We start from the raw sequence: 25,686 nt of genomic DNA on the forward strand, positions 1-25,686 counted from the left end.
ACTTACTTCCTCCCTATATTCGAATCTGCGGACGCGAGAGACGTATTATCCTGTACACCTTGACCCGTTGTGGCCAGAAACACCTCATCGAGAGTCGGCTTCTGCACACTAATCTCGGCCAGATGAACCCCAGCCGCACGGAGAGCGACAAGCACATCAGTGACCTTGTCCGTATTCGCCAGCGGCGCAGTAATTCTGGCGGCTTCCGCTGATATATTCGACTGAGCCGCAAGCACCTGTTCAACGATCTGACGGGCGCGCTCGATAGCTTGCAGATCTTGGATCTTCAACTGCAGCGACGAAGTGCCAACAGATGCTTTTAGCTCATCAACCGTGCCTTCAGCTACAACCCGGCCATGATCGATCACCGCGATTCGGTCAGCCAGCTGATCCGCTTCATCAAGATATTGTGTTGTTAACAGCACGGTTGAGCCTGTCTTCACCAACCGGCGGATCGTATCCCACATCTGGGCGCGCGTGCGCGGATCCAGACCAGTAGTCGGTTCGTCCAGGAAGATGAGCGGCGGCTGTGCAATGAGGCTTGCCGCCAAATCCAGCCTGCGGCGCATACCGCCGGAGAATTGCTTCAGCGGACGCCTTGCGGCCTCTGTCAAACCGAATTCCTCCAGCAACTCTGCTGCCTTGCGCCGCGACTCTTCATGTCCCAGCCCGAGCAGCCGGGAGAAGATGACCAGATTCTCAACAGCGCTAAGTGACTCGTCAACAGATGCATACTGCCCAGTCACCCCGATCAATTGACGCACGATATGCGGCTCTTTCACCACATCATGCCCAAAGATGCGAGCTGAACCTCCATCCGGCCGCAATAGCGTTGCGAGCATTCGAATTGTAGTCGTCTTGCCCGCTCCATTCGGCCCGAGCACGCCATAGATCGTGCCGGCCCGCACCTTCATATCTACACCATCAACCGCAGACTTGCCGCCGAACATCTTGACGAGCCCATGCGCTTCTACCGCCCATTCGCCGCTGTCTATCCCCGCTATCCTTCTCTGTTTATCATCCATCGCAATTCCTCCATATCACTGTTATAGGGGGATGATAACGCAAGTTTATGAACTGAATATGAATGGAAGAACCGGCGATTGAATAATCTGCAACGAAAGAAAAAAAACTGACCCGGCAGCCCGGATCAGCATCTTCTTTTATGGAGCCTTCAGCTCCTCATGATTTTTGAGCGTATGCAGCATCTCTTCCCAGTAGCGTCTCATTATTTCTCTCATATAGACGTCGTCCAGCATTTCCTGATGAATCGCGATCGTTGTTTTTCCAGTATTCGTTGACAACAAATAAATTTGGAGCCGGGATGGGTTGTCCCACTCCCGGCGTTTCCAGGTCATCCGCAGCTTATGGTAAGGCTCGACGACTGTAATTTTGCCGGACACGCCTTCCTTGGACTCATATTCATGTCCCACCTGTAACGTTAAAGAGGGCAATTCCCCGATCCATAATGGCAGCCCTTTTGCCGAAGTAAGGAAATCCCAGACACGCTCCTTAGCCAGGGGCATTGTCTTTCTGACACCAATCTGCACACCAGCATCTTTGGTTGTTCCAACAGGCACTCGGCCCATCATTTGCTCGTACATCAGAGCGATCCATTCGCTCCACTCCTCGGACACTCCATGCTGCTCGCCGATATGCTGCTTGATTTGCTCATGAGTCCATAGCTGATCCACTTCCTGCCCAAGCTTCGTGATCCATTCTTCCCATGCGCATCCGGTCGCTTCATTCACTGCCTGCTTAAAAATTGTGCCTGCCACTCGCTCTCCTCCTGACGCGTCTCATTGTTTCCTAATATAGCACATTCACTGACAAAGAAGGTCAATGTTTATGCAACAACGTTTCCGCGTCGATATCATGAAAGCGGTCAATCCCGCAATTCCAGCTCCAATGATGGATTACCAGGGCAGATTCGCAGATTTATGAAAAAACCCACCCGTAGGTCCATCGTCAGGGAGTGTCGCTAACGAAACAGCTGTCGCGGCCCCTTCATCAATTTCCATGACGGCATTGTCTCCGCCCATATCCGTTTTGACCCAGCCAGGGTGGCAAGCATTCACCTTCACGTTCGTCCCCTTGAGCTGAATGGACAGCTGTGCCGTCCACGCATTAAGCGCCGCCTTCGATGCCGTGTATGCCGGAACGGCAGCACTTGCGTACATTTCATCCTCTAGTATCGTCGCTACAGAGCCCAGTATGCTCGATTGATTCACAATGCGCCCTGCCGGACTCGCGCTCAATAGATGGAGGACTGCTGCTGTTAACGCGTGCGCGCCGAACAAATTAACTTCAAAGGTTCTCCGCATCACATCCGTGTTATTTCCCTCATGGTCCAGATAGGTCCCCGCATTATTAACGAGAATATCCAGCTTCCCATAGTCCGCTTCGATCTTTGCTGCTGCCGACCGGATATGCCCGCTATCGGTCACGTCCAGCTCAATCGGATATGCTTGAATATGCTCTGCCTGCAGCTGGGAGGCTGCAGCCTCTGCCTTCGCCAAGCTTCGCGCTCCAAGAAGCACGGTAATCCCCTGCCGCCCCAGCTGCCGTCCAATCTCCAAGCCAATTCCCTTGTTTGCTCCTGTGATCAATGCGATTGTCTTCTCCATATCGATGATTCCCCCTCAAATTATTTTATTACATACCTATCAGTACAAAATGGTTAAAAAAAAGCTCATTCGAGCAAAGTCAGAATTTCCTCCACCGCATTCTCAACCAATGAACGCTCGGGTCTAGTCTTCATCGTTACCGACAGTCCTATAGCTGAGATAATTAATGCACGCGCGACAGCTGCCGGATTCAACGTACTTGAAAGCTCTCCTGTACGAATACCGCCCTCAATTGTCCCGTGAAACAATTCGGTCAGCTTCAGCTGGTAGTCTCTGGTGAATTGGGCAAAGATCACATCATGAGGCGCCAGTTCAACCATCGTATTCACACACAAACAGCCCAGATCAGGATTGCTCCCGCCCGCCCCTTCAATGATCCCTTGAAAATAAACGCGCATCGCTTCCTTAACCGAAGCCGCGCTGCGAATTCTTTTCTCAATGAAGGCAAGGCTCATCTGCGCATAAGAGCCCAGCACTGCTTCAAACAGCTCCTTCTTCCCTCCGAATGCCGCATATAGACTCGGGCGTTGAATGCCCATTCGTGAGGTGAGGTCGCTAATGGAGCTGGCTTCATACCCCTTCTCCCAGAATACCTGCATGGCTGCAGCCAATGCCTGTTGTTCATCAAATTCCCGCGGTCTTGCCATAGCTATGATCTCACTTTCTGTACCAATCAGTATGTAACCATTTTATAGCACTCCTCATAAATCCGTCAAGTCGTTTCTGTGGAGGGATGCGGTTTATTAACGATGCTTCATATACCCGATACTATCCCTTATGTATACCTTCGTATAATATTCATTCCCCGTATCCTGTTATATATTTACTAATGTGTTCAGCAACATTAAGAAATCAGGAGGTCATTTCACATGAAGTAACGTAATGTCGTGATGCCGATACGCGCTGGTTTGCAACACTGCAAGGTCAATGAAATGAAGAAAACATATCTAGGAGGATAATGATGATGATTACAAAAAAATTCAAGTCTTTAATGGCAATGGTAACCTTAACCTGCATGGCACTGCTCGTTTTATTCCCGGTCTCTACTACTAACGCATATACAGGTGCAGGACCGCTCACGCAACAATCCTCGTGGCAAAGCTCCGACGGCGGACGAAACATGTATACAGATGTTACGCTGCAGCGCTCTGGACCGCTTGCCGGACAATTGGATGTCATGACCCGCACGAAAAACAATGTACTCATGACGGGTTTTACAGGTGGTGTATTCATCCTGCTGCGTAATGCGGATGGCGCCGTAATCGGCGTAACCAACATGCAGAAGTTCGGAGTCGACGGCAAGTGGATCGGCCGTTATGACCGCACGGACTACTGGAACTGGTCCTTCGACCCGCAAATTGCAGCAGCTACGGCATCGGTGCAAATCATTCAGCAGCATGCAGCGAAAGATTTCAGCGATCAATTGGCTTACTGGCAAGGCGTGGTGTGCGGCAACCTGGATCGGTTAAACTTGCCTAAACCACCATACGGCTGCCCAGGTTAACCATATCGTTTCGATACTCTCCGCTTGTTGATGCTGACTCAAAGTAATTATGCTGAAGAAGTCAGTCCCCCAGAAAGCATTCAAAAAGCCTCCAAACCCACTGTGAACGTGGTGGATTTGGAGGCTTAGCTTTATAGCGATGGCTCCAGCAGCTTCTTGAGCAGCTGAGTCCGATTGCTCGCATTCAGCTTGCCCAGCATGGAGGTCATATGCTTTTTCACTGTAATCTCGCTCACGTACAATTCAGAAGCAATCTCGGCATTCGTGAGCCCTTGTTCCAGAAGCTTGGCCACATCCTTCTCCCTCGGAGTCAGATCGGGATGCGCAAGAATGGGATCGACCATCGGCAAGACAGCATGACGGGCAGGCTCTTCCTCTGCTACTTTAGTCGACAGAAGCTTGCGTCCGAGCTCTGTTTGGTTAAGGATTTGATGAATATGATGAATAAATTGCTCGCCCTTCCAATTGAAAACGAACGTCGGAGTTGGAGTGACGCCGTCATAGCCGTCATGGGTGGCGTGCTGGACCCGTTCGAAGCCCAAGCTTTCATGCGCCATAATGAAATATGGGAACGGGGCCGGCGACTCCACAATGAGTTCGCCCGTCAGCATCATGGCATATAGCAAATGGCCGGTTGCCGCTTGCTGCATCGGATCTCCGAAGTCGAGCGTATCAATCGTTTCGATAAACCAGCCTGAACGCGAGGTCTCCGGCACTGCCATCGCTTTCGTTTGTTCAGGTGTAAGACTGTTGAAAAAAGGCGCAGAGCGCATGCTTTGCTGCAAATAAGGCAGCGTTCTCCGATTAATTGGGATAATGACCGCCAGACCGATCATAGCGCCTGACGCATCCTTCATCGTCCAGAAGACATCGCAATCGAGCGCTATTAAGGCGTCCAGCTTCAAATCCCGCAGCGTATAGCCGCTTTCCTCCGCCGTTATGCTAATGTCGAAGCATCGGTTCGTATGCGGATCGTTCAGCTCAATCCGAATATCTTTTGCCTCGCTGTGCCGTCTTTGCATGTATGCCTCCATCTCGCCCTTATCGGCTTTTCCAACATGATTGAAACGGCTGGGAGACATATCAAACCAATGGATGAACGCGCGAAGAGCAGCATCTCCGATAACATACAGCAGCTCGGTCGCTTCTTGTTCTACCGCAAGCGGATTTGAAGCATGAAGAAGCTTGTCATAGTAGTACAACAGCACGCGAGTTCGTCTGTCCTCGAACAGACCGGGGGATCTCGACATTAGCTCCCGGTTAATCAACTCCCGCATCAGGGCATGAACGGTCCACCCATTGTCCACCTTCCGTACGAATGAACAACGGATCAGCTGATGAAACTCGGACAAGGCAATATCGCGATCCATAACGAAGGAGAGACTTTCCTGATTAAAAAATCGGAGAAGAGCCGCCGTCTCAACCAGCGTACGTTGACTGTCGTCAGGAACCTCGCGCAGCCATTGATTGACGATGTACGGTAAACTTCCATAGTCCTCAAGCGGCGTATTCGTTTCGTTCATATCCAACTGTTGGCTAATGTAGGTTACCAGCGACATTGTCAGAGGATGGCCTTTAGAGTGCCGCCATATTTGCTGTATCCGTTCGTTGTCGCTAATAGAGCTGCACCCTGCATACCGTTCCACAGATTGAAAGTCAAGCTCGGTTAAAGGCATCCGATGAATAAACTGTCTCCAGACGGGAGATACGAACCATGCCTCAGACAGCGTATGCCTGCCCGCGATAACAATAAGAATGCTTCTATTGAGCTGCTTCAGAAAATAATCGCGAAGCCAGTGATCCATAGCTGCCAGCTGTTCATACACATCGATAAAAAGGACGATGCGCCCCGGCGAACTCCCATTGAGCGTTCGAATGCACTGCTCCGCGATATCAGCAGAAGTGGTGGAACTTGCATTCGCGGCGGAACGATCAAGCACTTGCAGAATCGCCCGGCAAAATGCTTCGGGTGTTTTGACCAAATGCTCGCAATCGATTGTTATGGGGCACGCACCGGCCATTCGCGCCTGCCGCCCAAACTCATCGAGCAGAAAGCTTTTGCCGATTCCGGCCGTACCGTATACATTAATGATTTTATGGGAGAAGGTTTCATCACCCAGTATAGCGGCAAAGGATTGCAGCTCATGGCCCCGCCCAACAAGCATCAGGCTCTCCAACTGCTCCAATCTCTCGCTTTCCTTCATAAATTCAACTCCTTGAAATTGGCTGTCATCCCAATCATACTACATAAAATGGAATCCTTCATCGATGTCGTCTAAATCATCGTATATAAAAGAAGAAGCCCCCACTCCAGGCTTCTGCACTTAAAAACTCTGTGATCTATTATCGTTCTTCCCGTTCTTCATCGAAGAACATCTTGTTGCGAACCGTCCAATCTGTGCCGTTATGCTGCAGTTCAAATTGAAAGCTCTTCGTGTAGTCCCAGGATTTCTTCATCCCCTCGTCCTCCACTGTGAAATCAGTATTTCCATCGAGAAACATTCTGCCGGCTGTTGCCCCTTCCTGGACGGAAATGAAATGCACTTTAACCGTCTCCGCTGCTTCGGGTCCATACTGATTGCCTATACTCTCCTTAACGAGCTGCGTTACTTTCTCCTCCGCTCCGCCCTCGCTATTGTCTGCTGCGTCTGCACCACAGCCAACAAGTAGAAACAGTGTCAATATAGCTGCGGCCAACCCTAACATTTTCATAGATGCTCCCCCATGCTGATTAACATTTAGATATAAAGACCTATTTTTTCCTCTCAGATTATAGCATGCATAATAATCTTTTGGCGATCATGTTCATTAATCTTCTGTTTTTTAGAGTTTACAGCTGCTCAACTTTTCTAATGCTATCTTCGAAAAAAGCCGCAAGACTAGATCAAGTATGACGATTTCTGCGCTTCCGCAATAGTTACATTAATCATTGTTCAGCAATCGATAAGAAATGTTCTGCCGGAAAATGTGCTATTGTAAAAGTATCATTAAGGCATCCCATTACACCAATCGTCGAAAGGAAGAGGTTGAGAATGGCTAATATTGAACATCTGCAAATCATCAATAAACCGGCAGCGGAAGTATATGAAGCACTGACCACCGCCAAGGGGCTTTCCAACGTATGGACTAACGAGTTGTCCGTCCGTGACAATGAGGTCAATGCCGTGAATAATTTTCATTTCGGTCCCGACGATATAACCAAAATGCAAGTCATCGAGCTTATACCCGACACAAGAGTAGAATGGCGCTGTACCGAGTCGGACCCGGAATGGGTCGGCACTGCTATATCCTTCGATATAGAGGAAAAGAAAGGCAAATCCTATGTCACCCTGCGCCATATGAATTGGAAGAGCGTTACTCCATTTTACCGCTTCTGCAATTACAACTGGGCCATGTTTCTCTATAGTCTGAAAAGCTATTGTGAAGATGGAACAGGGCTGCCCTACCAAAAACGCAAGTTTTGAGCCCGTATGTCGAGTCTGGAACGATTTCACGCACGCGCATTAGCAATTGAAGCTAAGGCAAAGGCGGAAGCAGAAGCTAAAGAGCGCGACTTGTCTGAGGGATAGATCAAGCATACCTGCATGACGATTCATTGTACATGTTGAATTTGAGCAAAAATAATCGCCCTGCCCTGTTGAATAAGGGCAAGGCGATTATTTTTTATCGAGAAAAACTATAAAATGGTTCGCTATCGTTGCGGCTGCTCCAGCATGCGCAGCAGCATCACCACGGCCTCCGCTCTTATTGCCGTCTCGTTCGGGGCAAACATGTTGCCGGAGCGGCCGTTTACGATGCCGAGTCCTTGAACGGCGGCTACGGAGCCTTTCGCCCAGCTAGGGATACTGAAATCATCCGCGAAGCTGGTTCCAGACGCCTCGGCAGAGCTTGCAGCAGGCCTAAGCTTAAGCGCCCTGCCGATCATAACCGCCATTTCCGCACGGGTCACGCGCGCGTTCGGCAGGAAGCTGCCATCCGCGTACCCTGCAACAATGCCCGCACTCATCGCTGCCGAGACGGCATCTCTCGCCCAGCTTCCGATGGCGTCGCGATCTGTAAAGGACAGCTCCGAGCCGTCGTCTTCCAATGCCAGCGCCTGAACCAGCATAACCGCAAATTGGGCGCGCGTGATCGAAGCGTCAGGCTTAAACGAACCATCGGGATATCCTTTCGCGATACCTTTGAACACCGCCTCTTGAATAGCCTGCTCTGCCCAGTGACCGGCAACGTCGACGAATGTCGCGGCAGGTTCTTCCGGTGTCTCCGGCGCTTCTGGGCCTTCCGGCGTCTCCGGCTCTGCCGGCATGGTGCGATGAATGACAATCGGATAGGTCTTCACCGTTCCATCGGCGGCTTTGACCTCCAGCATAAGCTCGTTGTCTCCATGGAGCAATTGTACACGTCCCACAGCGTCTATCGCAGCAGATAGAAGCCGATACGTTGCGGAGGAATCGGCTGGGTTGGCCGCGATTTCCGTCCATTCCGCATCCGTTTCGATCCAGTACACTTGCTTGCCATTGCGGTCGATCAACGTGAACGTCATCGTTTTGCCGCCAACGCGCAGTTCAACCTGGCGCAGTCCGGCATTGCTGGACAATATCGGCACATAGCTTGCCCCGCCTCCACTGCCTCCGCCGCTTCCTTCACTTCCGGAAACTGTCAGCGTATAGACTGCCAGAGTCAAGCCCTCATTCTCATTTCCTTCCTTATCGAAAGCGGTTATTCTGAACATGTATTTGGTATTTGGCTTCAGGCCGTTTGCAGTGTACTCCGTCACCTCTTCGGCAACAGAGGTCAGCTCCGTGCCATCGTTATATACGCGGTATCCAGCCACACCTGCATCGTCCGATGCATACGGCCAGCTCAGCTTCACGCTTGTCGGGGCGATATTCGTCACATTCGCTCCGCTTCCCGCTGGCCATGCCGGAGGCACAGCATCAAAGCCTTCCGCTACGATCACAATCCGGCTTACCTGGTCCGCCGTGTTGCCCGCCCTGTCCGTAACATCATAATGCACCGCATACGATCCGGGATGGCTTGTATCAACCTTATCGCCGGAAACCACGATAGATTCGGTTATATCGCCGTCCAGCGCATCCGCCGCCGCCGCACCAGCATCGTGGTAGACGCCATTGTATGGAAGCTCGATAGTGGCTTCGCCATTTAATGTAACAACCGGCTTGTCGCGGTCGATGTTTCCAATCTGAATTTGCTTCGTCCTTTCGTTGCCGGCCCCATCCTTCACATAGACGGTTAACCAGCCGTTATCCGTCATTATGATCGGCTCCGAAGCATCGGCATGCACAACCCGGCCAGAGGCAAAATGGCTGTCTTCGAATTGTCCGAAGTCATGCTTTAGAAGCGCAAGTCCGTGCGTCACGCTAACCGCTGCAGCTATCGCTACGTTGCCGTTTGTTGGAACGGCAGTGTTCGGAATCAGCAGAATGGTCGGCTCTCCCCTCGTTATATTCCAGATATCGATGGTCTTAACGGACTTATTTCCCGCCAAATCCTGTGCGTATACGGTATAGGTTCCGTTCATCGTCACCAGAAAGCGATCGGCAAATGTTATCCCCCCTGCCTCGAAATAAGCTGCCGGCTGATTGCCGTAAGCCCATTTCTTTATGCTGATCCCGCTCCCGTCTTGAATGTCGGCCGTAACCGATACATCCTGATCCGTCGGATCGGCGGTATCGGGATGCAGCATTATTATCGGAGGCTCCCTGTCGGCTGTATCATTCGCATTGCGGAAGCTGAACCAGTTGATGGCTGCGACACCAGTCGTATTCGATTTTTTGTACACGATATACAAATCATGCACACCGCTGGCGCCCGTAAGAGGCACGTTAGTCGTTACCCAGGTAGACCAGCCTCCCGTGCTCGTCACCGGATGCGATCCGATCAGCGATCCCGTCGCGCTGTCCAGCCGCAGCTCGATCGTGCCTCCCGAATTCGCTGTTGCCATGCGCATTGCGATGCTGTCCGTCCTCGTTCCGAAATCGAGCCCGCTATAGGCCATCCAGGTTCCATCGGAGCCGGAAATATGATAGCCGCCGCCTGTGTCAGTTGTCAACGTTCTCGTCACCTTGTTCATGCTGCTGTAGTTTTCCGCTTCTACATGAGTCGCCAGAGACGTCTCCAGCTCAAAGGCTGCTTCGATCGCCCGCCCTTGCGACCCTCCAACGTCAATCGTAACTTGAACATATGGGCTGAGACGGTTCACCGTTATGCGCGTATCGGCGGACAAAACGCTTTTGGCGCTCTTGGCCAGCGTAATGGTCACCGCACCAGTAGCCGGCCGATTCGGATCGGACACCGACAGCTTCAAATCGCTGCCTTCGTTTTCCTTGACCATCACCGAGGCCATGCCCGAGCTTTTGATTATATCGACAGATTGCTCGGCGCTCGTCCAGAAGTTGGCTCCGATCACATTCAGCCGCTTCTCCTTGACGGCTTGCGCGCCGGAATTGTTGGCCAGTACGATGAAGTCCGGATTGCCGGCGTAGCTGCCGACCTCTGAAGCCGACTTTGCCGGCAGCAGCGCGTAAGCGTATGAGGCATCAGTCGGCGCCGTGCCGTGATTGAAGTACAGATTCAGAAATCGGTTCGTATGCGTCGGATCTCCAGGCTCAAGCACGCCCGTATACTTCGAAATGTCGAACCACTTGCCGCTTCGCTCCTCACGCAAGCCATCCAGTGTGGCGACACCAGGAAAATAATAACCGATATCCGAGCCCGGAGCGCTGCCTGCCAGGTGCGCCCACCTCACGCCTGTCATCGTCTCCGACCAGCCGATTGCGGCCGGCTTCGCTGCGCCGTTGACAGTAAGCGCATTGTCGCCCGCTCCGTTCAGCTTCCGGTTCTCCACTATTGTCTCCACATCGCTGCTCATATAGGTGGACGTGATGCCGGTTCCGAGCGCCACTACCTCGTCATCGAACAGAAACCAGGACTTTTTGGCATTCATATCGGACGTAACATCCGCATCCACATGCTCCAGAGCCATGCCGACAACGCCGTATTCATTACCAAGCGTTGTTCCGCCGACCCAGGTTTGGTTATTCAGCATTTCTGCTGCCATACCTTTCCCGGCGACAGCCGTAGTTCCCGGAAGCCGATACGAATTGACGGTCGGCCAGTAATTGCCGCCATATTGCCCGCTATCCCCGGTGTAGAGATAAGTCATGCCTGCTCCTGTATACCAGCCCTTCAAGTTCTGACCGTTCGTCGTTTCGTAATTGGCAATCCGCTTGGAGAACATGCTGATGCCTATGCCGAAGCCCGGGCGCAAGTGAAGTGCGCGGTCCATCGCCGGATACACTTTAGAGGTGATTGGCTCGGAGGCCGCGGCAATCGCGGGATCGTTTACGATCGCTTTGGCATTACGGATAAAATCAATCGGCATTCCCTCATAAAAGCTATGGCTGGCATCGCTTTGAATCCAATGCTTGATCATCCTTTTATAACGCGCCGAATCCTCGGCAGGCGCGGATTGCGCCATCCGCAGAATAGCCTTCGCCATCTGATGTCCGGTATCATGATCCTCCCGGCTGAATACGGAAATATCGCGCCCACGCACCATATCCATCAATGCCCCTTTGTATACAAAGGGGATGAAGGAGTCGTCGACCCAACGGTAAGCGATTGCAGAATCAGGGTCGGTTACATCCCACGAGGAGCCCGTTATGAAATACAGCACGGTGCTAAGATTTTCGATCAGGCTTAAGCCGTAAGAGCCGTTGTAAGCAAATTTGACATGCTGGATAAACGACCCATCTTCATAAAATCCATCGCCTGCAGCGACATAGTCGAATACCGGGCTTAAGCCGTTGACGGCCCTTTCGATCGTTGCGCCGTCTTTGGTCAATATGCCTCTGCCCAACGCAACCGCGCAGGACCATATCCGGTTGGCCCCAGTATCTCGCGGTCCCGCAACAAAATGCTCGATCGCGCCCGTGTACGTTGCGACAGTGGAGGCTGTCAATTCGTCATACAGCAGCACAACTGTATCATTCAGCGCAAGCGGCGCCCCGATTTGCCACTCCCACCAGTTGCCGTACGGCGTAACAGTATCGTTATAATACATGTCGTTCAAATACTTAAGGCCATCAAGCACACTATCCTTAAGACCGCTGTTTCCATGCAAGGGCGAACCTGCACTCCTGTATGCAAGCGCCATTTCGTACAGCTTCACATACGACAGCCTGATGTGCGTCGGGTTCGTCGCGCCGTTTGCCAAGTCACTCCACAGATACGTTCGTCCTGTCTGCAACTTGTTCATCGAATCCCAGTTGGTCTGCGCTTTGTCCGTTATCGTCCCAATGACGCCGGCAATATCCACATCTGCCGGATCGTAATCGCCTCCAGTAAGCATCTCGTACCACCGCAGCCTTAAAGCATCGTATTCATCGGCAGAGTCTGCCGCTTTCACGGGCGCTGCGGGAAGCGCCGGCATGACGCACGCCGCGCACAGCAATACAAGCAGTAAGGTTCGCAGCCCTTTGAATCGTTTCATCTGTAAAACCTCCATCCATCTGATTTTATTCAAATAAAGCGCTTACAAATTAATTCTGGCGAGTTTTGTCCATCTTCATCCCAGACATAGCGGCGGATGAGATGAGATGAGAGCCGCACGAAGGCGGCTCTTCAGCTTTCACGCATCCTGTGTTCACTATTATCCCTTCCACAGACTACTTCCCGTAAACTCTCACTTCCACAAGCTCCGCGCAGGCTGAGCCGTTGGTATCTTCGATCGTGATACGCAGCGCGTCAGTTGCGACAGGCTGCTCCAGCCTGATCCGGTTCGTCCGGCGCCGATTGTCGCGGATCGCATAAACCGTCTCCCACTCCCCGCTGATTCGTGCTTCCAGCCGGTAATGCTTCGCCAGCTCGGGAATGATCTCGAATGCTGTGCGGTGATGATGGAGATTGATTAAATCCTCATTGACATCGTCATTCCAGGTGATGAGGATCTCTTCCGCTGTAACAGCATGCTCCCAGCTCAGCTCCAGCCATTGCTCGTCCCCCGCATTAAGCTCTTCCGAAACCCAAACATTCGGGCCGCCGTAAGGACGCTTATAGCCGTTGACGGCCTTCTGCGGCGAGTAGGCTTCCGTAGCGGATAACGCCCGGAAGCAGAACGGACGGCGTACCAGCTTCTTCATGCTCCAGTCCACGATCGGCTGGGTCGGATCATGATCCTCCAGCTCCGCTGCCGCATGGGGAGCCGCTCCGCGCTCGAACGCCAGCACGCCAGTGAACGGTTCGTTGGATTGATGCAGAGCAATCTTTCCGTTGCTTCGAATGATGACAAAAGCGTTCTGCGGGCGGTCCGGCTCCCACTCCAGAGGAAACGGAATCCACTGGCTCTGCCCTTTGGCGACAGCAGTCGATGCTGTCGCAATAAGCCGATGCGGCACATAGTTTTCGGGAAGACCCGTGTCCCACAGCTCCACGGTCAGCGTCGTATCCTCAGTCGCATCCGCAAGCAGCTCCAGTCCGTGCAGCTTCGGCTCAACCGGGAGCAGGATGCCCGCGTCATGCAGGAGCATATAACGCCCCTCGCCCGTTTCTACAGCAATTCTGCTCCTCGCTGACGATGCGCGGACCTTCGCCCCGCGCGCCAGATCGGCGGCATCCCGATTCGCGAGGCCGATCACGGAAGCGTCCTGCTTCAGCATCGTTTGCTGCAGCGCTTCCAGCTCCTTTTCATACATACCTCGCGGCGAAACGCCCAGTTCCAGGCACAAAGCGGCCGCTGTGCCTGCCGCTTCGCCCATTACAGCGCAGGTCGCCATGACCCGCGTCGTCCCGAAAGCGACATGGGACGCGCTGACGTTGCGCCCGGCGAACAGCATATTGCTGACGTTCGCAGAATAGAGCGAGCGGTACGGGATATAGTAAATGCCGTCCGCATGCATATGCTTGGAGCCGCTTTCGGCGGCGTACATTCCCTGCGGCGGATGAAGATCAATCGACCAGCCGCCGAAGGCGATCCGGTCCTCGAACTGGCGCTGGCCGATGATGTCGTTCTGGTTCAGCACATAGTCGCCGACGAAGCGCCGGTATTCCCGCTTGCCTGGAATGGACCCGACCCATTCCAGCGTCATGTTGGCTGCGTCGAACTGCCCGGAATTTTTAATATAATCCCAGATGCCGTAGATGACCGACCACAGCTCGTCGCGGATGCGCTCATTGTCATGCACCGTATCGAGCTCTCCTCCCCACTCGATCCACCAATAATGGCAGCCGGAGTCACCGCTGCGGATGACCCGCTTCATCGGAATCGGCGTTTGCGCAATATCTTTGGCAAAGCTCGGAGGCACAAATTTGACCGGATGGCCTGCGTCCTTCGTATAAAAGAGTAGTGTGCTGCCGAGTGTAATATCGTCAGCCGTCTCAGGTGCCCATGCCTCGCCGTATTCATCCTTCGCTTCCCGTCCAAGCCGGTACCGCGCTCCCGCGAGGAAGCCGATCAATCCGTCGCCCGTGCAATCGAGGAAATACAGGCTTTCATAGCGAATTTGCCGCTCCGAGCCCATCATCCAGCCTGTAACCGAGCGAATCGTCCGTTGTTCCTCATCCCCATCGGCTTCGACCTCGTGCACATCAGTATTCAGGAACAGCCGAATATTCGGCTCCGCCCGCACCGTCTCCAGAATAACCAAATCCCACAGGTACGGATTACCCTCCGGATTGCGGAATTGATTTTCCACAAACAGCTCGCCCATAATGCCCGTCTCCCGGGCATATCGGTTCGTCCCGTGAGCGGTCGCCCCGCATACCCACACTCTCACCTCGCTGCTGGAGTTTCCCCCAAGTACAGGCCGATTATGGACAAGTGAGACCGTTCTCCCCAGCCTCGCAGCCGCTACTGCGGCGCAAACGCCAGCCAACCCTCCCCCGACAATTGTGACGTCCGACTGAATCGTTTCTTTACGCATAGTTATCACCCTTTGACCGCAGAATTGGTTAAGCCTTGAATAATGTAGCGCTGACCGACCGCAAAGACGGCAATCATCGGCAAGATCCCGGCGGACGCTGCCGCCATCATTCCGTTATAGTCAACCGTGTTTTCGAGAATAAAATTTTGCAGCCCAAGCGGAACGGTGTACAAATGCTCGTCGATCAGAAACACCAGCGCGTTCTCGTAATCATTCCACTGCCAGGAAAAGTCGATAATGGCAAGCGTAGCAAGAGCGGGCTTGGCAAGCGGCAGGATCAGCTGGAAGAAAATCCGGAAATGCCCCGCACCGTCGATAAACGCCGATTCGGTAATGTCCTTCGGAATGGACAGGAAAAACTGGCGGAGCATAAACACCCCGAATATCGTAAACAGTCCCGGCAGTATAAGCGCCCAATGCGTGTTGTAAATGCCGGCCCAATCGAACATCAGAAACTTGGGAACAAACAGCACCTGTGGCGGAACCATCATCATTGACAGGTAAAGCATAAACAAAGCGTTCCGGCCCTTAAACTCGATGCGAGCAAAGCCATAAGCGGCAAAGGCCGACAGGAACGTTGCTCCCACCATCCCGATGATCGAAATTTTTAACGAGTTCCAATAATAGGTGCCGAAGTTATTCGGGCCTGTCCATATTTTCAAATGATGCTCCCAGGTCGCATTCGCCGGAATCCAGCGTATCGGGTATTCGAACACTTGCGACGGCGTTTTCAGAGACGTGCTTATCATCCACAGAAAGGGGATAACCATCACGATCGCAAGCACCAGCATGACGACTGTAATGACCAGCTTCTTCAGCACGTCAGCCGATCGGGTTCGTTTCGTATCCATCGTTTATATCATCCTCTCTTCGTCCTAGTAGTGAACCCATCGTTTTTGACCGATCCATTGCACCAAAGTGATGAGCAATATGACGATAAACAGCGCCCAGGAAATCGTCGATGCATAGCCCATGTCATAATAACGGAAGGCGTTCTGATAGACGAAAAGCGACAGAATCGTCGTGCTGTTGCCCGGTCCGCCTTGCGTAATGGCCTGAATGATGCCGAACGTTTTGATCGTCATGATCAGACCGGTAATGAGCAGCAGGAAGGTCGTCGGGCTGACGAGCGGCCAAATGATCCTCCGCAGGATCTGCCCCCGCTTCGCCCCGTCCATCTTGGCCGCTTCCAGCAGCTCGGGCGATACTTCCTGCAGCGCAGCCATATAGATGATCATGTTGTAGCCAAGCAGAAACCAGATCCAGATGATATCGATGGCAAACATGGAGGATGTGGTGGTCGAAAGCCAGCCGGGCGGATTATCGAATCCGATGCTGCGGAGCAGGCCGTTGATCGGCCCCTGCTTCGGATGGAACAGCAGCATCCAGACGAACGCCACGGCAACGCCGCTCGTAATATAAGGCATAAAATATAGCCCGCGAAGCAGCTTCTTCAAGTAAATCTTCTGGTTCAGCACGACCGCGACTACAAAACCGAGTCCGATTGAAACGGGAACCGCAAGCAGAAAAAGGAGCGTGTTTTTCAGCGAGAGGTAGAACATCGGGTCTTGCAGCAGCCGGACGATGTTGTCCAGACCGACAAATTCGACTTTCGGATTCATGAACTTGTAATTCGTGAACATCAATCCGAACGAATACGCGGCCGGAATCAGGAAAAATAGCAGTACGCCAAGCATGCTGGGTCCGATAAAAATATAGCCGAGCAGCTGTTGTCTTCTCATCCAGTTGTTGTTCATGCGTCTGATCCTCGTTTCATCATGGAATACATCCAGTTTATCAACCGTCCCCGCGATCGGTAATGAACAAATCTACCGGATTCATCTCACGATTTCACGCAAAAAACCGCCCGATTGGGCGGTTTCCTACAACACTCGCATAAAATCGTTCTATCCCCGCGCGTCTGGCAGCAGAGGGCGCAGCCGCTCGGCAAGCCGCTCCCCGATGCGGATCATGCCGCTGTTGCCGGGATGCAGCAAATCATGGGACAACCCGCGCCAATCGTCCAGCAGCTCCCGTCCGTCCACATAGCTGACATTACCAAGACCGACTCCCTCCGCTATTTCCTTCAGTGCATCCCTGTACTCCGAGCTTGAAGCCTGGACATTGCGCCCCGGCCACGTCCACCCGAAGTCCGCAAAGCTTGGGAGCAAGCCGATGCATACAAGCGGCTTCGCCGGATGGGCGGAGGCGATCCGGCGAACCATCGTTCCCGCCTTCTCCGCGAACTCCTCCACGCTTACGCCTCCATTCAGCATATTGACAGACACGCACAGGGACGCGATATCCCAATCGTTCCTGCCCGCAATATGCGCTGTTATTGCCGGCTCGCAATAAGCGGAGCCCGGCATCCCGAGATTGACTGTATCGAGCCCCAGCCTCCAGGCTGCTTGCCCGACATAGGACAGATCTGGCGTTGCAGCCGAGATGCCGAAGGTAATCGACGTGCCATAAGCCAAATATGTGAGTGCAGGCTTCTCATGCACTTCAGGAGGCCGCATGCCGGAGCCTGCAATATCCAGCAGATGGACCTCGAAGCCGTGCACGACAAGCCGCCAGATCGGGCCGAACGACGGCCTCGGAACTTGCCCCTGCAACGGCGGGTCGAACTGAAAGCCCGGCGCCGGCTGTTTAATCGCAATCGTCTTCGGCTCCGCTCCCACCTCGCTGTCCTCTATCCAATAATCACCGTAATACAGCTGCACCTTGCTGCTCCCGCCATAACTGGCGATCGTGACAGCTGCATCCCCCGATTCCGCCGCGAACCGAATCTCGATAGAGGCCGCCCTGCGAATTTGCTCGCTCCCGAGCTTAAGCAGACCCGAGCGGACTGATTCGGGCACACGCTGCATCAGCTTGCCTGGCCGCCCCTCCACCTCCACCAATTCCTCGACATTATGCAGCTCCGCTTGACCGTATATCATGCAGCATTCCTCCTGTTCATAAAAAAAGGGAACCGCCGCTGTTGACGGCAATCCCCTCCTTTGCGGGCCATCGCCCTATTTGTTCTGCTATTTGTTCTGCTTCAAATACTCGTTATGTCTCGTCACCATGGCGGCAATCGTATCATCTACAGATGATGTGCCGAGGAAATATTTCTCATATTCCTGAGCGCGGATGTCCATTACCTCCTGCGCCAAGCTTCTGACGTAGGTCGGCGTCTTGCTGTCAAACATGACGTACATTAAAGAATCGAGATCGTACGTGCTGCTCTTATCGCCAAGCAAGCTTTTCAGCGCCGCATCCTGATCGGCGTCCTTGGAAGCTGGGAGCCTTCCTCCTGCAGCCATCGGGGCCATGCCACCATCTGCGTACCATTTCAGAAACTCCCATGCCGCCGCCTGATTTTTGGACTTGGCGTTAATCGAGATATAGTCGCCGAGACCGCCGCGCGTCACATACTCGTCAGCACTGCCCGTCAGTCTTGGCACCGGCGCAAATGCAATTTTGAAATCGCGCGGGAAGTCTGTAAAATTATTCGAGCTGCGAAGCAGCCATGCGCCAATATTAAGCATCGGTACTTTCCCGCTCAAAAACTCTTGCTCGACCGGCATTTTCGACGTCAGCTGCTCGCCGAGCGGAGGCGTCGTCTGGTCTTCCTTCATCATAACGTTCAACATTTCCAGCCAGTTCTTCACTTGCGAATGATCCAGGTTAGAGCTGCCGTCCGGCTTTGTATAGCCTTCCTGCGACAATATCGAATCAATCGGATCAACAAACGGCTCGGTATGCTGGATGAAGCTGTAGCCATCGCCGGATTTCAGCTTTTTCGCATATTCGCGCAGCTCGTCCCAGGTCCAGTCCTTCGGCACCTTCAACCCTGCTGCGTCAAGCGCATCCTTGTTAAGCGCTACGAAAAACGGGCTTTTGGTCGTTGGAATCCCGTAATATTTGCCGTCAATCTGCCAGCTCTTGGCGTCTTGGCCCATTTTCTCATCGATGTTGTAGTCGGTGAATTGGCTCAAATCTGCCGCGAGACCGGATTCCATCCGCTTCCCCGCTTGTGAAATCGTATAGTTGATGAAGAGGTCGACATTCTGTCCCGTCATCATTGCCGTATCCAGCTTCAGGTTGCCTTCATCGTCATTGACGAAACGCACATATTCCACTTGAATGTCGGGATGCTCCTTGTTCCAGGCATTAATCACTTCCTGCGGCCCCGATTCAGGCGGCACGCCTCCCCACATTTTCAGCTTGACCGGTTCCCCTGTGCTAGTAGACGGAGACGGCTCTCCCGGCTTCGGCGCATTGCCGCTGCTGCCATTATTTCCGTTGCCCGAACACCCTGCCAATAATCCCATAATAAGAACAAGCGATACCATGCTGGTGAATAATCTTTTTCTTCTCACAATCGACGACCTCCTTGAATGTCTTGAATTCGTGCTGCTCCTCAAGGATAACAAGACAGCGGCGGGCGTTAGAAGTAACAAAATCACGTTTCGCATGGAACATAAATATGCAATTTGCAAGCGTTTTCTCGTTTGACGCCGACCAAATCGTTCTATTTGGCGTTGCGGTATTGGCTTGGCGTCGTTCCTGTTATCCGCTTGAATATTTTAATAAAATAGTTGTCGTTCATAAACCCGACGTTCTGTCCGACCTGATTGACGGGCAAATCGGTCGTCAGCAACAGTGCAATTGCCTTTTCGATGCGAATGCGGTGCAAATAATGGATCAGCGTCTCTCCGGTTTTCTTCTTGAACAAAGCGCTGACGTAATTTTCACCCATCATGACATGCCGCGATAGAGATGCAAGCGTAATTTCCTCATCGTAATGCTCATCGATATATTGGATGATCTTCTTCACCTCAGGATGCGTGATTCGCTCCGCGGTCTCTCCGCCCGCTGACATGGCGGCAGGCTTGGAGGCGGACAGCTCCGCGCTAATCTTGGCCAGTGTCTCCCGCAGGTCCTTGACGCTCATCGACAGCTTCAGAATATAGTTGGATGCGCCAAACTCCATCGCCTGCCTCATCGATTCGAAGTCGCCCATGCAGGTCAGCATAACAAACTTGGAGGCGATCCCCGCCCGCCTCGTTTCCTTCAGAAGCTCAAGCCCGTCCATCTTCGGCATGACGATATCGCATAAGACGAGATCAGGCGGCTGATTGCGGATCATCTCCAGCGCCTCTTCCCCGTTGCTCGCTTCGCCGGTCAGCGTGAAGCCCATATCCTCCCATTGAATAATTTCCTTCACCGATTCGCGGACAAAAGTTTCATCTTCGACAAGCATGACCTTCCACATGAAATGTCCCCCTCTTCCGTAACCGGATGTTATCGGTCGATATTGGCGTTGGCGTACGGCTCGGACAACAGAAATGGCAAAATCATGCGGCACAGCGTGCCCTGCTCAAGCGGTATCGTTTCCAGAGCTGCGTTATCCTTAAACAACAGGTGAAGCCTTTCGCGCACATTGGCAAGCCCGATGCCCGGACGCTTGCGGCCCGCCTCCTGATGCAGCCTTGACTGCTCCAGGCCGATGCCGTTATCTTCAACCTCCAGCACAAGCTGCGAGGGGTTGTTGTCGGCAAGCCCCATTCGGATATAGATCCGCCCCCCGCTGTCCAGATGCGAGATGCCGTGGCGGATAGCGTTGTCCACAAGCGGCTGCAGGCTCAGCTTCGGCACGAGCGCGTACTGAATGTCTTCCTCGTAGCTGAACTCCACCTCGAAGCTGTTGCTGTATCTGACCTGCTGGATATAAATAAACGCTTTGGTCAGCTCGATTTCATCCTTCAGATGAATGAGATCGACGTCGGAATTGAGGCTTGTCTCCAGCAGCTTGCCGAGCGATAGACATATTTCCACAATATCCTCGTTTTTGCTGCGCAATCCAATCCACTTCATCGTGTTCAGCGTGTTCAGCAGAAAATGCGGGTTGACCTGGGCGAGCAGCATCTGGAAATGAACCGCGTCCCGCTGTCTTTCTTCGGCTTTGAGCCGGTGAACGAGTCCGTTCATATCAACCATCATCGCGTTAAAGGTTCTCGTCAGCTCCAGAACTTCTCCCTTGTAATTTTTCTCCGGCAGACGGATTCTGAGATCCTTGCGTACCGCCTCCTTCATCTTGGCCTGCATATGGGAGAGCGGTCTGGTGAACGTATATGCGATCATAAAAGCAACAGCAATAAAGGCCGCCGTAATGCCGTAAAACGTTACAAAATATTGCTGCTTCAAGCTTTCGATTTCCTTAAACAGAACATCCAGCGGAATTTGATTCACGATGTACCAGTCCAATGACGGCAAATAGCTGTAGTTGACCAGCGTGTTATTGCCGGTATCGGTCCAGTAGCCGTTAGCAGGAGAAGCCTTCACCTGCCCGATGACCTCCTGCGACAAATTCGCTTCCAGAGCGGATTTGGCAATGACCTCTCCTTTTCTCGACAGAATAAAATAGGTCTGGTCGCTGGCTGGCTTTTGCAGGACGGATTGGAACCAGAAAGAAAAGTCGATGCTGATTCTCGCCCTGCCATAGGTCCGAGCCCGGTTATCTTTGAGCGCCGAATAGAGGGACAGCAGCGTTGGACTTTTGGAAATATCGCTCGACACATAGTTTTCATCATCGGTCACCCAGAAATAAGAAGCTCCGCTTTCTCTCATCTCGGCAAACGACGGAGTAGATGATATTTGATCATAATCGAGTGTGTACTTGGGTTGATAAGAGGTATAGACATGCCCTTGATCGTCGAGCAGCGTAAAATATACTGATGGGTTATATAGGAAGAAGCTGTTGTTCAGCCCTTTGAACTTGTTTTCCATCGCTTCCTTGTTGTCCAGCACGGATCGCTTGTCCGGATTTCGGAGAATATCGCGCACGTCAGCGTCCTGCTCCAGAAAAATAAGTGTTTTAAACGCGATGCTAAGCTGGTCCTCCAGCGTCCGATGCAAATTGTCGAGCTGCTCATGGCTTTGCTCGCTAATTTTATTTTGCACAAGCGTCTCGATCCTCTGATAGTTGTAAATGTTCAATATGCTGAAAGGCAGCAAAATGACGAGGACAAACACAGCAAACAGCCGGTATTTGAGTTTATGGGGGACGAAGAAACCTGGCCAGCCCCGCATCAGTATTCCCCCCTTGCTTATGGTGTTCTCATTATATCATCATTTCAAACGGGGAACGGAATCGGGAGCAAAATGCATCATTTTGTGAGGTTATGCGGAAGCGGCGCATCAAAATGTTCTATTGGCGCTTAAGGGAAACCATATAGGACTATGCTTCTCGGCTAAGGGTGCTGACCTACAACAAAGCACCTCATGCATGGTATAATAAGAAGAAATGGAGTTGATTGTCAGATGCCGGAATTGCTCGACCCTCGGAATGATTTCGTATTCAAACGAATCTTTGGCAGCCCCCTCTCGATAAACAATCCATCTTCGACATTTGGGCGAAGACATCCGAGGGCAAATTGATCAATATCGAGATGCAGCTTTTCAACAAATACGATATCGATTCATTTTATCGAACTCTCCAAGCTGGATGATCAGTCTGTTCCGTTAGAAGGTGGTTTGATCAATTGGCTGCTGTTCCTGAAGGGTGCTGACAAATCGAATTGGGAGGTGCTGAAGATGAATGAACCGACTTTGAAGAAGGCGATGGATACATTGGAGTTTCTCAGCCAGGATCGAGAAGCCCGTCGCTTATACGAGGAACGGCAAAAGTATTTGCATGACGAAGCTTCTATGATTGAATGGGCTACGGAAAAAGGGCTGAAGAAAGGTCGGGCTGAAGGTCGAGCAGAAGGAGAACATGCAAAAGCAATTGCAATCGCCAAAAACATGCTCTCGATGGGAATTGAAGTTTCTGTTATCGCCAAAGCAAGTGGACTATCCGAATCCGAAGTTGTGTCACTCAAGACATTCCAATAACTTTCAGCCGCGCCTTAACAACAGCATCTTTCAGTCATAAGAAAAAGCCGCCAAACAATCAAAGCCATTGTGTTTGGCGGCTCAAAATGACAGCTATGCTTCCTACTTGTATTTCTTCACATCGACTTGATGAACGGTCAAGATAACGCCTGGCTGTTCAGCCGGATCGATACGAATTTGTTCAACATCACCATCAATCATTATTTCCAGTGCAGAGTGGCTGTTAAATACTTTACTTCGTTCTTCTGCAAAACCCTCATTCTGCCCTCTCCAGAACACTTGAACCCGGTCGCTGCCGGTAACCATCTCAATATGAAGGTAGGTTTGCTTCGCATCGGCTACCGCAAGGAGGGGACTAAGCAGAATCGGATCATTGCTTGTTGATTTCCATTCGCCATCCTTCTCAATGCCGGATGCCTCCCACTCATTCATATCGGTGTACACGACATGTGTCAGCTCTGCAACCCCGCTCTGCCTCCAGCGCAGCTCCTCCTTGTCCCGGTTTAACAGAAGACCTCCCATTACCATCAACAGACTTATCGTTGCAAGGACCAAACCAATCTTACGCATCATCGAGCGAACCTCTTCCTGAGCAGATCATCAATAGAGGATACCATATAAACAAACATAACAATGACAAAAGGCATGACCGGAAATGCATATCTGGGAATGGACAGCATAACCTGATGCAGAATCGTATAGGAAATGACCATAACCGCGATCCATTGCAAGGGGCTCCTGCGAATGACGCTAAGCCAAATGCCAATCCAGCCGCCGATAACGAGAACGAGATGCAACGGATTCCTGAGCTTCTCCAATAAATGGGCAATCTCGCCATTCTCAACCCAAGGCAGCTTCCAGAATACATTCATCTTGCCAAAAACGATCCATTTGATAAATAGCACGTTGTCTATTTGCGCGGCAAACATCTCCTTCGCCTTGTCCGACCAGAGCTGATTGCGCGTAAGCTCGTCCGCGTTCAACTTATAGACCGCATCAAATGTATCCCGTACACCGATAAGATAGGGATGTACGCCATAAAGAAGCGGATTGCCCCCAGATGTCGTAAATAGAACAAATTCGCCATACAATAAAAAATTTCTGATCCACCATGGCAATACAATAACGAATGAACTCAAACCCACATAGAGAATCGCTTGATATATTCGCTTCCTGGATGGAATTTGCATCATAAAATACACGATGATCGGAATGATAAGCGTTGCCAGTGTTGGCCTGAACATGACACTCAATCCTAAACAAACACCGCTTAATACAAAATGAAACCTGCGGCCGCTCTCAATACCCAGTAATAATGTCCAGAAAAACAAGGCTGTCAGAAGCGTAAAGCTGACCTCAGTTAGTAGAAGTCCATTGGCATAGATGAAGCTTGGATAAATCGCCATAATTGCCGCACACAATAAACAATAGCTTTCCTTCATAAATTTTTGAGAAATTTTATATACAACTAATATCGTGACGACACTAAATACGACCTGCAAGAGTTGAAACCAGATCAGGTTCGTTCCGAATACAAAGTACACCAAGGATAACAGCAATGGAAAACCCGGCATGACAAAAGCATTCGGCGTCGTCTTCAAATATCCGAGCACACCGGTCTCCAGAAACTGCCTGGCCATCTTGTCATAGCCAAAAGCATCTCCTTCCAGCGGCGGAAATGCAGTGGTGACAATATAGTAGACACGTAATCCCAGCGCTACAGCCAGCACGATATAAATCCATTTTATCGAAAATACGGCATACTTATCATGCTCTTGTTTTGTTATTTGTTCGTTCATAAGATTATTATAGCTGTAAGCCCATTCGTTAGAAAAGAACTATTCAACAAGACGAGTAACCCGATATCAATGCGATACTCTTCCGGAATGCAATCGGTATAGCATATATATTAATCATCATGCATTAATTTCAAGGTTGATTCCTTATTTCCACAGTGGATTTTTGACCATTGTATCTCGATTAAATTCATTTTATAATGTGTTGATACATCCATACATTAATATTAATAGCCTAGAAAGGTGTCGACTTTTTAATGCAGATGTTCTCAAGGCGCTTAAAAGAATTAAGAACAAGAAAAAAGATGTCCCAAGAAGAACTATCCATTAAATTATCCATACCCCGCGCTACTATTGCTGGCTATGAATCAGGATCCAGATCTCTTCCAAGAGAACCTAGATTGAAAAAAATATCGAATTTTTTCGGAGTATCCATCGATTACCTTCTTGGTCATAAAGATAGCGAAACAGATTCAGTAAACTTTGAAGATCAAATTGTTGCACTCATTAAATCATCTACCATACATTACGATTATCAATATACGTACACTGAAGAGGAGAAAAATAAAATTATTCAAATCCTGCTTAGTATTGCAAGCATGGATAAAGAAGAACGAAACATTACTCTTGAAATGTTGAATCGAATAACAAAAAAAGGCAGCTAGTTTGTTTCAAAAATATGCATTAACTCTTAGATTCATCCCTCTGTTCACCTTCCACAAGGCTGTGAAGTAATTGGTATATAGCTTGACTAGAGCAATGAAGATATTGTTCCTCCGATAACTTATGTATGAGCACTCGCAAGTCAATCTTCGGTTTAATATCTGTTTCGGATTCATACACCGCTCGCATGAAGTGCCTCCTCTATGTATTAGATTAGATTGAAAGAATCCCCCCAAAGATTCACAGAACCATGTCGGATACCTCTCTGA

Annotated in this window: 19 protein-coding genes and 1 pseudogene; 4 read left to right on the plus strand and 16 right to left on the minus strand. The window is 51.2% G+C overall.

Annotation, left to right across the window (positions count from 1 at the left end):
• Positions 1–2: 2 nt before the first annotated feature.
• The 4 genes from L6H65_RS07550 to L6H65_RS07565 form a co-directional block, all read right to left on the minus strand.
• The gene (locus L6H65_RS07550; protein ID WP_236339882.1) at positions 3–1,025 is read right to left on the minus strand and encodes an ATP-binding cassette domain-containing protein; all 1,023 of its coding nucleotides are present in this window, start codon (positions 1,023–1,025) and stop codon (positions 3–5) included.
• Positions 1,026–1,163: 138 nt separating this feature from the next.
• A complete protein-coding gene (locus tag L6H65_RS07555; RefSeq protein ID WP_236339883.1) occupies positions 1,164–1,778 on the minus strand; it encodes an SRPBCC family protein in 615 nt (204 codons plus the stop codon).
• 138 nt (positions 1,779–1,916) lie between these two features.
• Positions 1,917–2,627 carry an SDR family oxidoreductase gene (locus L6H65_RS07560; RefSeq protein ID WP_236339884.1) on the minus strand — a complete coding sequence of 237 codons (711 nt, stop codon included), beginning with the start codon at positions 2,625–2,627 and terminating at the stop codon, positions 1,917–1,919.
• Positions 2,628–2,692: 65 nt separating this feature from the next.
• Positions 2,693–3,274, minus strand: a complete 582-nt coding sequence (locus L6H65_RS07565) for a TetR/AcrR family transcriptional regulator (RefSeq protein WP_236339885.1) — start codon at positions 3,272–3,274, stop codon at positions 2,693–2,695.
• A 311-nt stretch (positions 3,275–3,585) separates the two neighbouring features.
• Here L6H65_RS07565 and L6H65_RS07570 point away from each other — a divergent pair, with 311 nt between their 5' ends.
• Positions 3,586–4,131 carry a hypothetical protein gene (locus L6H65_RS07570; protein WP_236339886.1) on the plus strand — a complete coding sequence of 182 codons (546 nt, stop codon included), beginning with the start codon at positions 3,586–3,588 and terminating at the stop codon, positions 4,129–4,131.
• A 131-nt stretch (positions 4,132–4,262) separates the two neighbouring features.
• Here L6H65_RS07570 and L6H65_RS07575 read toward each other — a convergent pair whose 3' ends face one another.
• Complete coding sequence (locus L6H65_RS07575; RefSeq protein ID WP_236339887.1) at positions 4,263–6,335, minus strand: LuxR C-terminal-related transcriptional regulator; 2,073 nt, start codon at positions 6,333–6,335, stop codon at positions 4,263–4,265.
• Between the two features lie 139 nt (positions 6,336–6,474).
• Positions 6,475–6,843, minus strand: a complete 369-nt coding sequence (locus tag L6H65_RS07580) for a hypothetical protein (protein WP_236339888.1) — start codon at positions 6,841–6,843, stop codon at positions 6,475–6,477.
• Positions 6,844–7,163: 320 nt separating this feature from the next.
• On the opposite strand from L6H65_RS07580, the gene L6H65_RS07585 reads away from it, so the two are divergent.
• Positions 7,164–7,595 (plus strand): SRPBCC family protein, encoded by a 432-nt coding sequence (locus L6H65_RS07585; RefSeq protein WP_236339889.1) that lies wholly within the window; start codon positions 7,164–7,166, stop codon positions 7,593–7,595.
• A 227-nt stretch (positions 7,596–7,822) separates the two neighbouring features.
• On the opposite strand, the gene L6H65_RS07590 is transcribed toward L6H65_RS07585, so the two are convergent.
• The 8 genes from L6H65_RS07590 to L6H65_RS07625 form a co-directional block, all read right to left on the minus strand.
• Positions 7,823–12,646 (minus strand): polysaccharide lyase family 8 super-sandwich domain-containing protein, encoded by a 4,824-nt coding sequence (locus tag L6H65_RS07590; RefSeq protein WP_236339890.1) that lies wholly within the window; start codon positions 12,644–12,646, stop codon positions 7,823–7,825.
• Positions 12,647–12,821: 175 nt separating this feature from the next.
• A complete protein-coding gene (locus tag L6H65_RS07595) occupies positions 12,822–15,074 on the minus strand; it encodes an FAD-dependent oxidoreductase (protein WP_236339891.1) in 2,253 nt (750 codons plus the stop codon).
• Between the two features lie 5 nt (positions 15,075–15,079).
• Entirely contained in the window at positions 15,080–15,865 is a 786-nt protein-coding gene (locus tag L6H65_RS07600; RefSeq protein ID WP_371877675.1) for a carbohydrate ABC transporter permease, read from the minus strand.
• An 84-nt stretch (positions 15,866–15,949) separates the two neighbouring features.
• Positions 15,950–16,831, minus strand: a complete 882-nt coding sequence (locus tag L6H65_RS07605; protein ID WP_236339893.1) for a carbohydrate ABC transporter permease — start codon at positions 16,829–16,831, stop codon at positions 15,950–15,952.
• A 150-nt stretch (positions 16,832–16,981) separates the two neighbouring features.
• Positions 16,982–18,016 carry a GDSL-type esterase/lipase family protein gene (locus L6H65_RS07610; protein WP_236339894.1) on the minus strand — a complete coding sequence of 345 codons (1,035 nt, stop codon included), beginning with the start codon at positions 18,014–18,016 and terminating at the stop codon, positions 16,982–16,984.
• Between the two features lie 87 nt (positions 18,017–18,103).
• Positions 18,104–19,441 (minus strand): ABC transporter substrate-binding protein, encoded by a 1,338-nt coding sequence (locus L6H65_RS07615; protein ID WP_236339895.1) that lies wholly within the window; start codon positions 19,439–19,441, stop codon positions 18,104–18,106.
• Positions 19,442–19,593: 152 nt separating this feature from the next.
• Positions 19,594–20,337: a response regulator gene (locus tag L6H65_RS07620; protein WP_236339896.1), complete on the minus strand. Its 744-nt coding sequence runs from the start codon at positions 20,335–20,337 to the stop codon at positions 19,594–19,596.
• A gap of 29 nt (positions 20,338–20,366) precedes the next feature.
• Entirely contained in the window at positions 20,367–22,154 is a 1,788-nt protein-coding gene (locus L6H65_RS07625; RefSeq protein WP_236339897.1) for a sensor histidine kinase, read from the minus strand.
• Between the two features lie 231 nt (positions 22,155–22,385).
• On the opposite strand from L6H65_RS07625, the pseudogene L6H65_RS07630 reads away from it, so the two are divergent.
• A pseudogene (locus L6H65_RS07630) lies at positions 22,386–22,958 on the plus strand (Rpn family recombination-promoting nuclease/putative transposase).
• A 102-nt stretch (positions 22,959–23,060) separates the two neighbouring features.
• On the opposite strand, the gene L6H65_RS07635 reads toward L6H65_RS07630, so the two are convergent.
• Together L6H65_RS07635 and L6H65_RS07640 are read right to left on the minus strand one after the other, a co-directional pair.
• Entirely contained in the window at positions 23,061–23,531 is a 471-nt protein-coding gene (locus tag L6H65_RS07635; protein WP_236339898.1) for a hypothetical protein, read from the minus strand.
• Positions 23,528–24,757 (minus strand): ArnT family glycosyltransferase, encoded by a 1,230-nt coding sequence (locus L6H65_RS07640; protein WP_236339899.1) that lies wholly within the window; start codon positions 24,755–24,757, stop codon positions 23,528–23,530. The genes L6H65_RS07635 and L6H65_RS07640 overlap by 4 nt, the downstream gene beginning before the upstream one ends.
• 254 nt (positions 24,758–25,011) lie before the next feature.
• On the opposite strand from L6H65_RS07640, the gene L6H65_RS07645 reads away from it, so the two are divergent.
• Positions 25,012–25,419 (plus strand): helix-turn-helix domain-containing protein, encoded by a 408-nt coding sequence (locus tag L6H65_RS07645; protein ID WP_236339900.1) that lies wholly within the window; start codon positions 25,012–25,014, stop codon positions 25,417–25,419.
• Positions 25,420–25,686 lie beyond the last annotated feature (267 nt).

The sequence above is a fragment of the Paenibacillus plantiphilus genome, from assembly GCF_927798095.1.
In the GTDB taxonomy this organism is placed as follows: Bacteria; Bacillota; Bacilli; order Paenibacillales; family Paenibacillaceae; genus Paenibacillus_Z; species Paenibacillus_Z plantiphilus.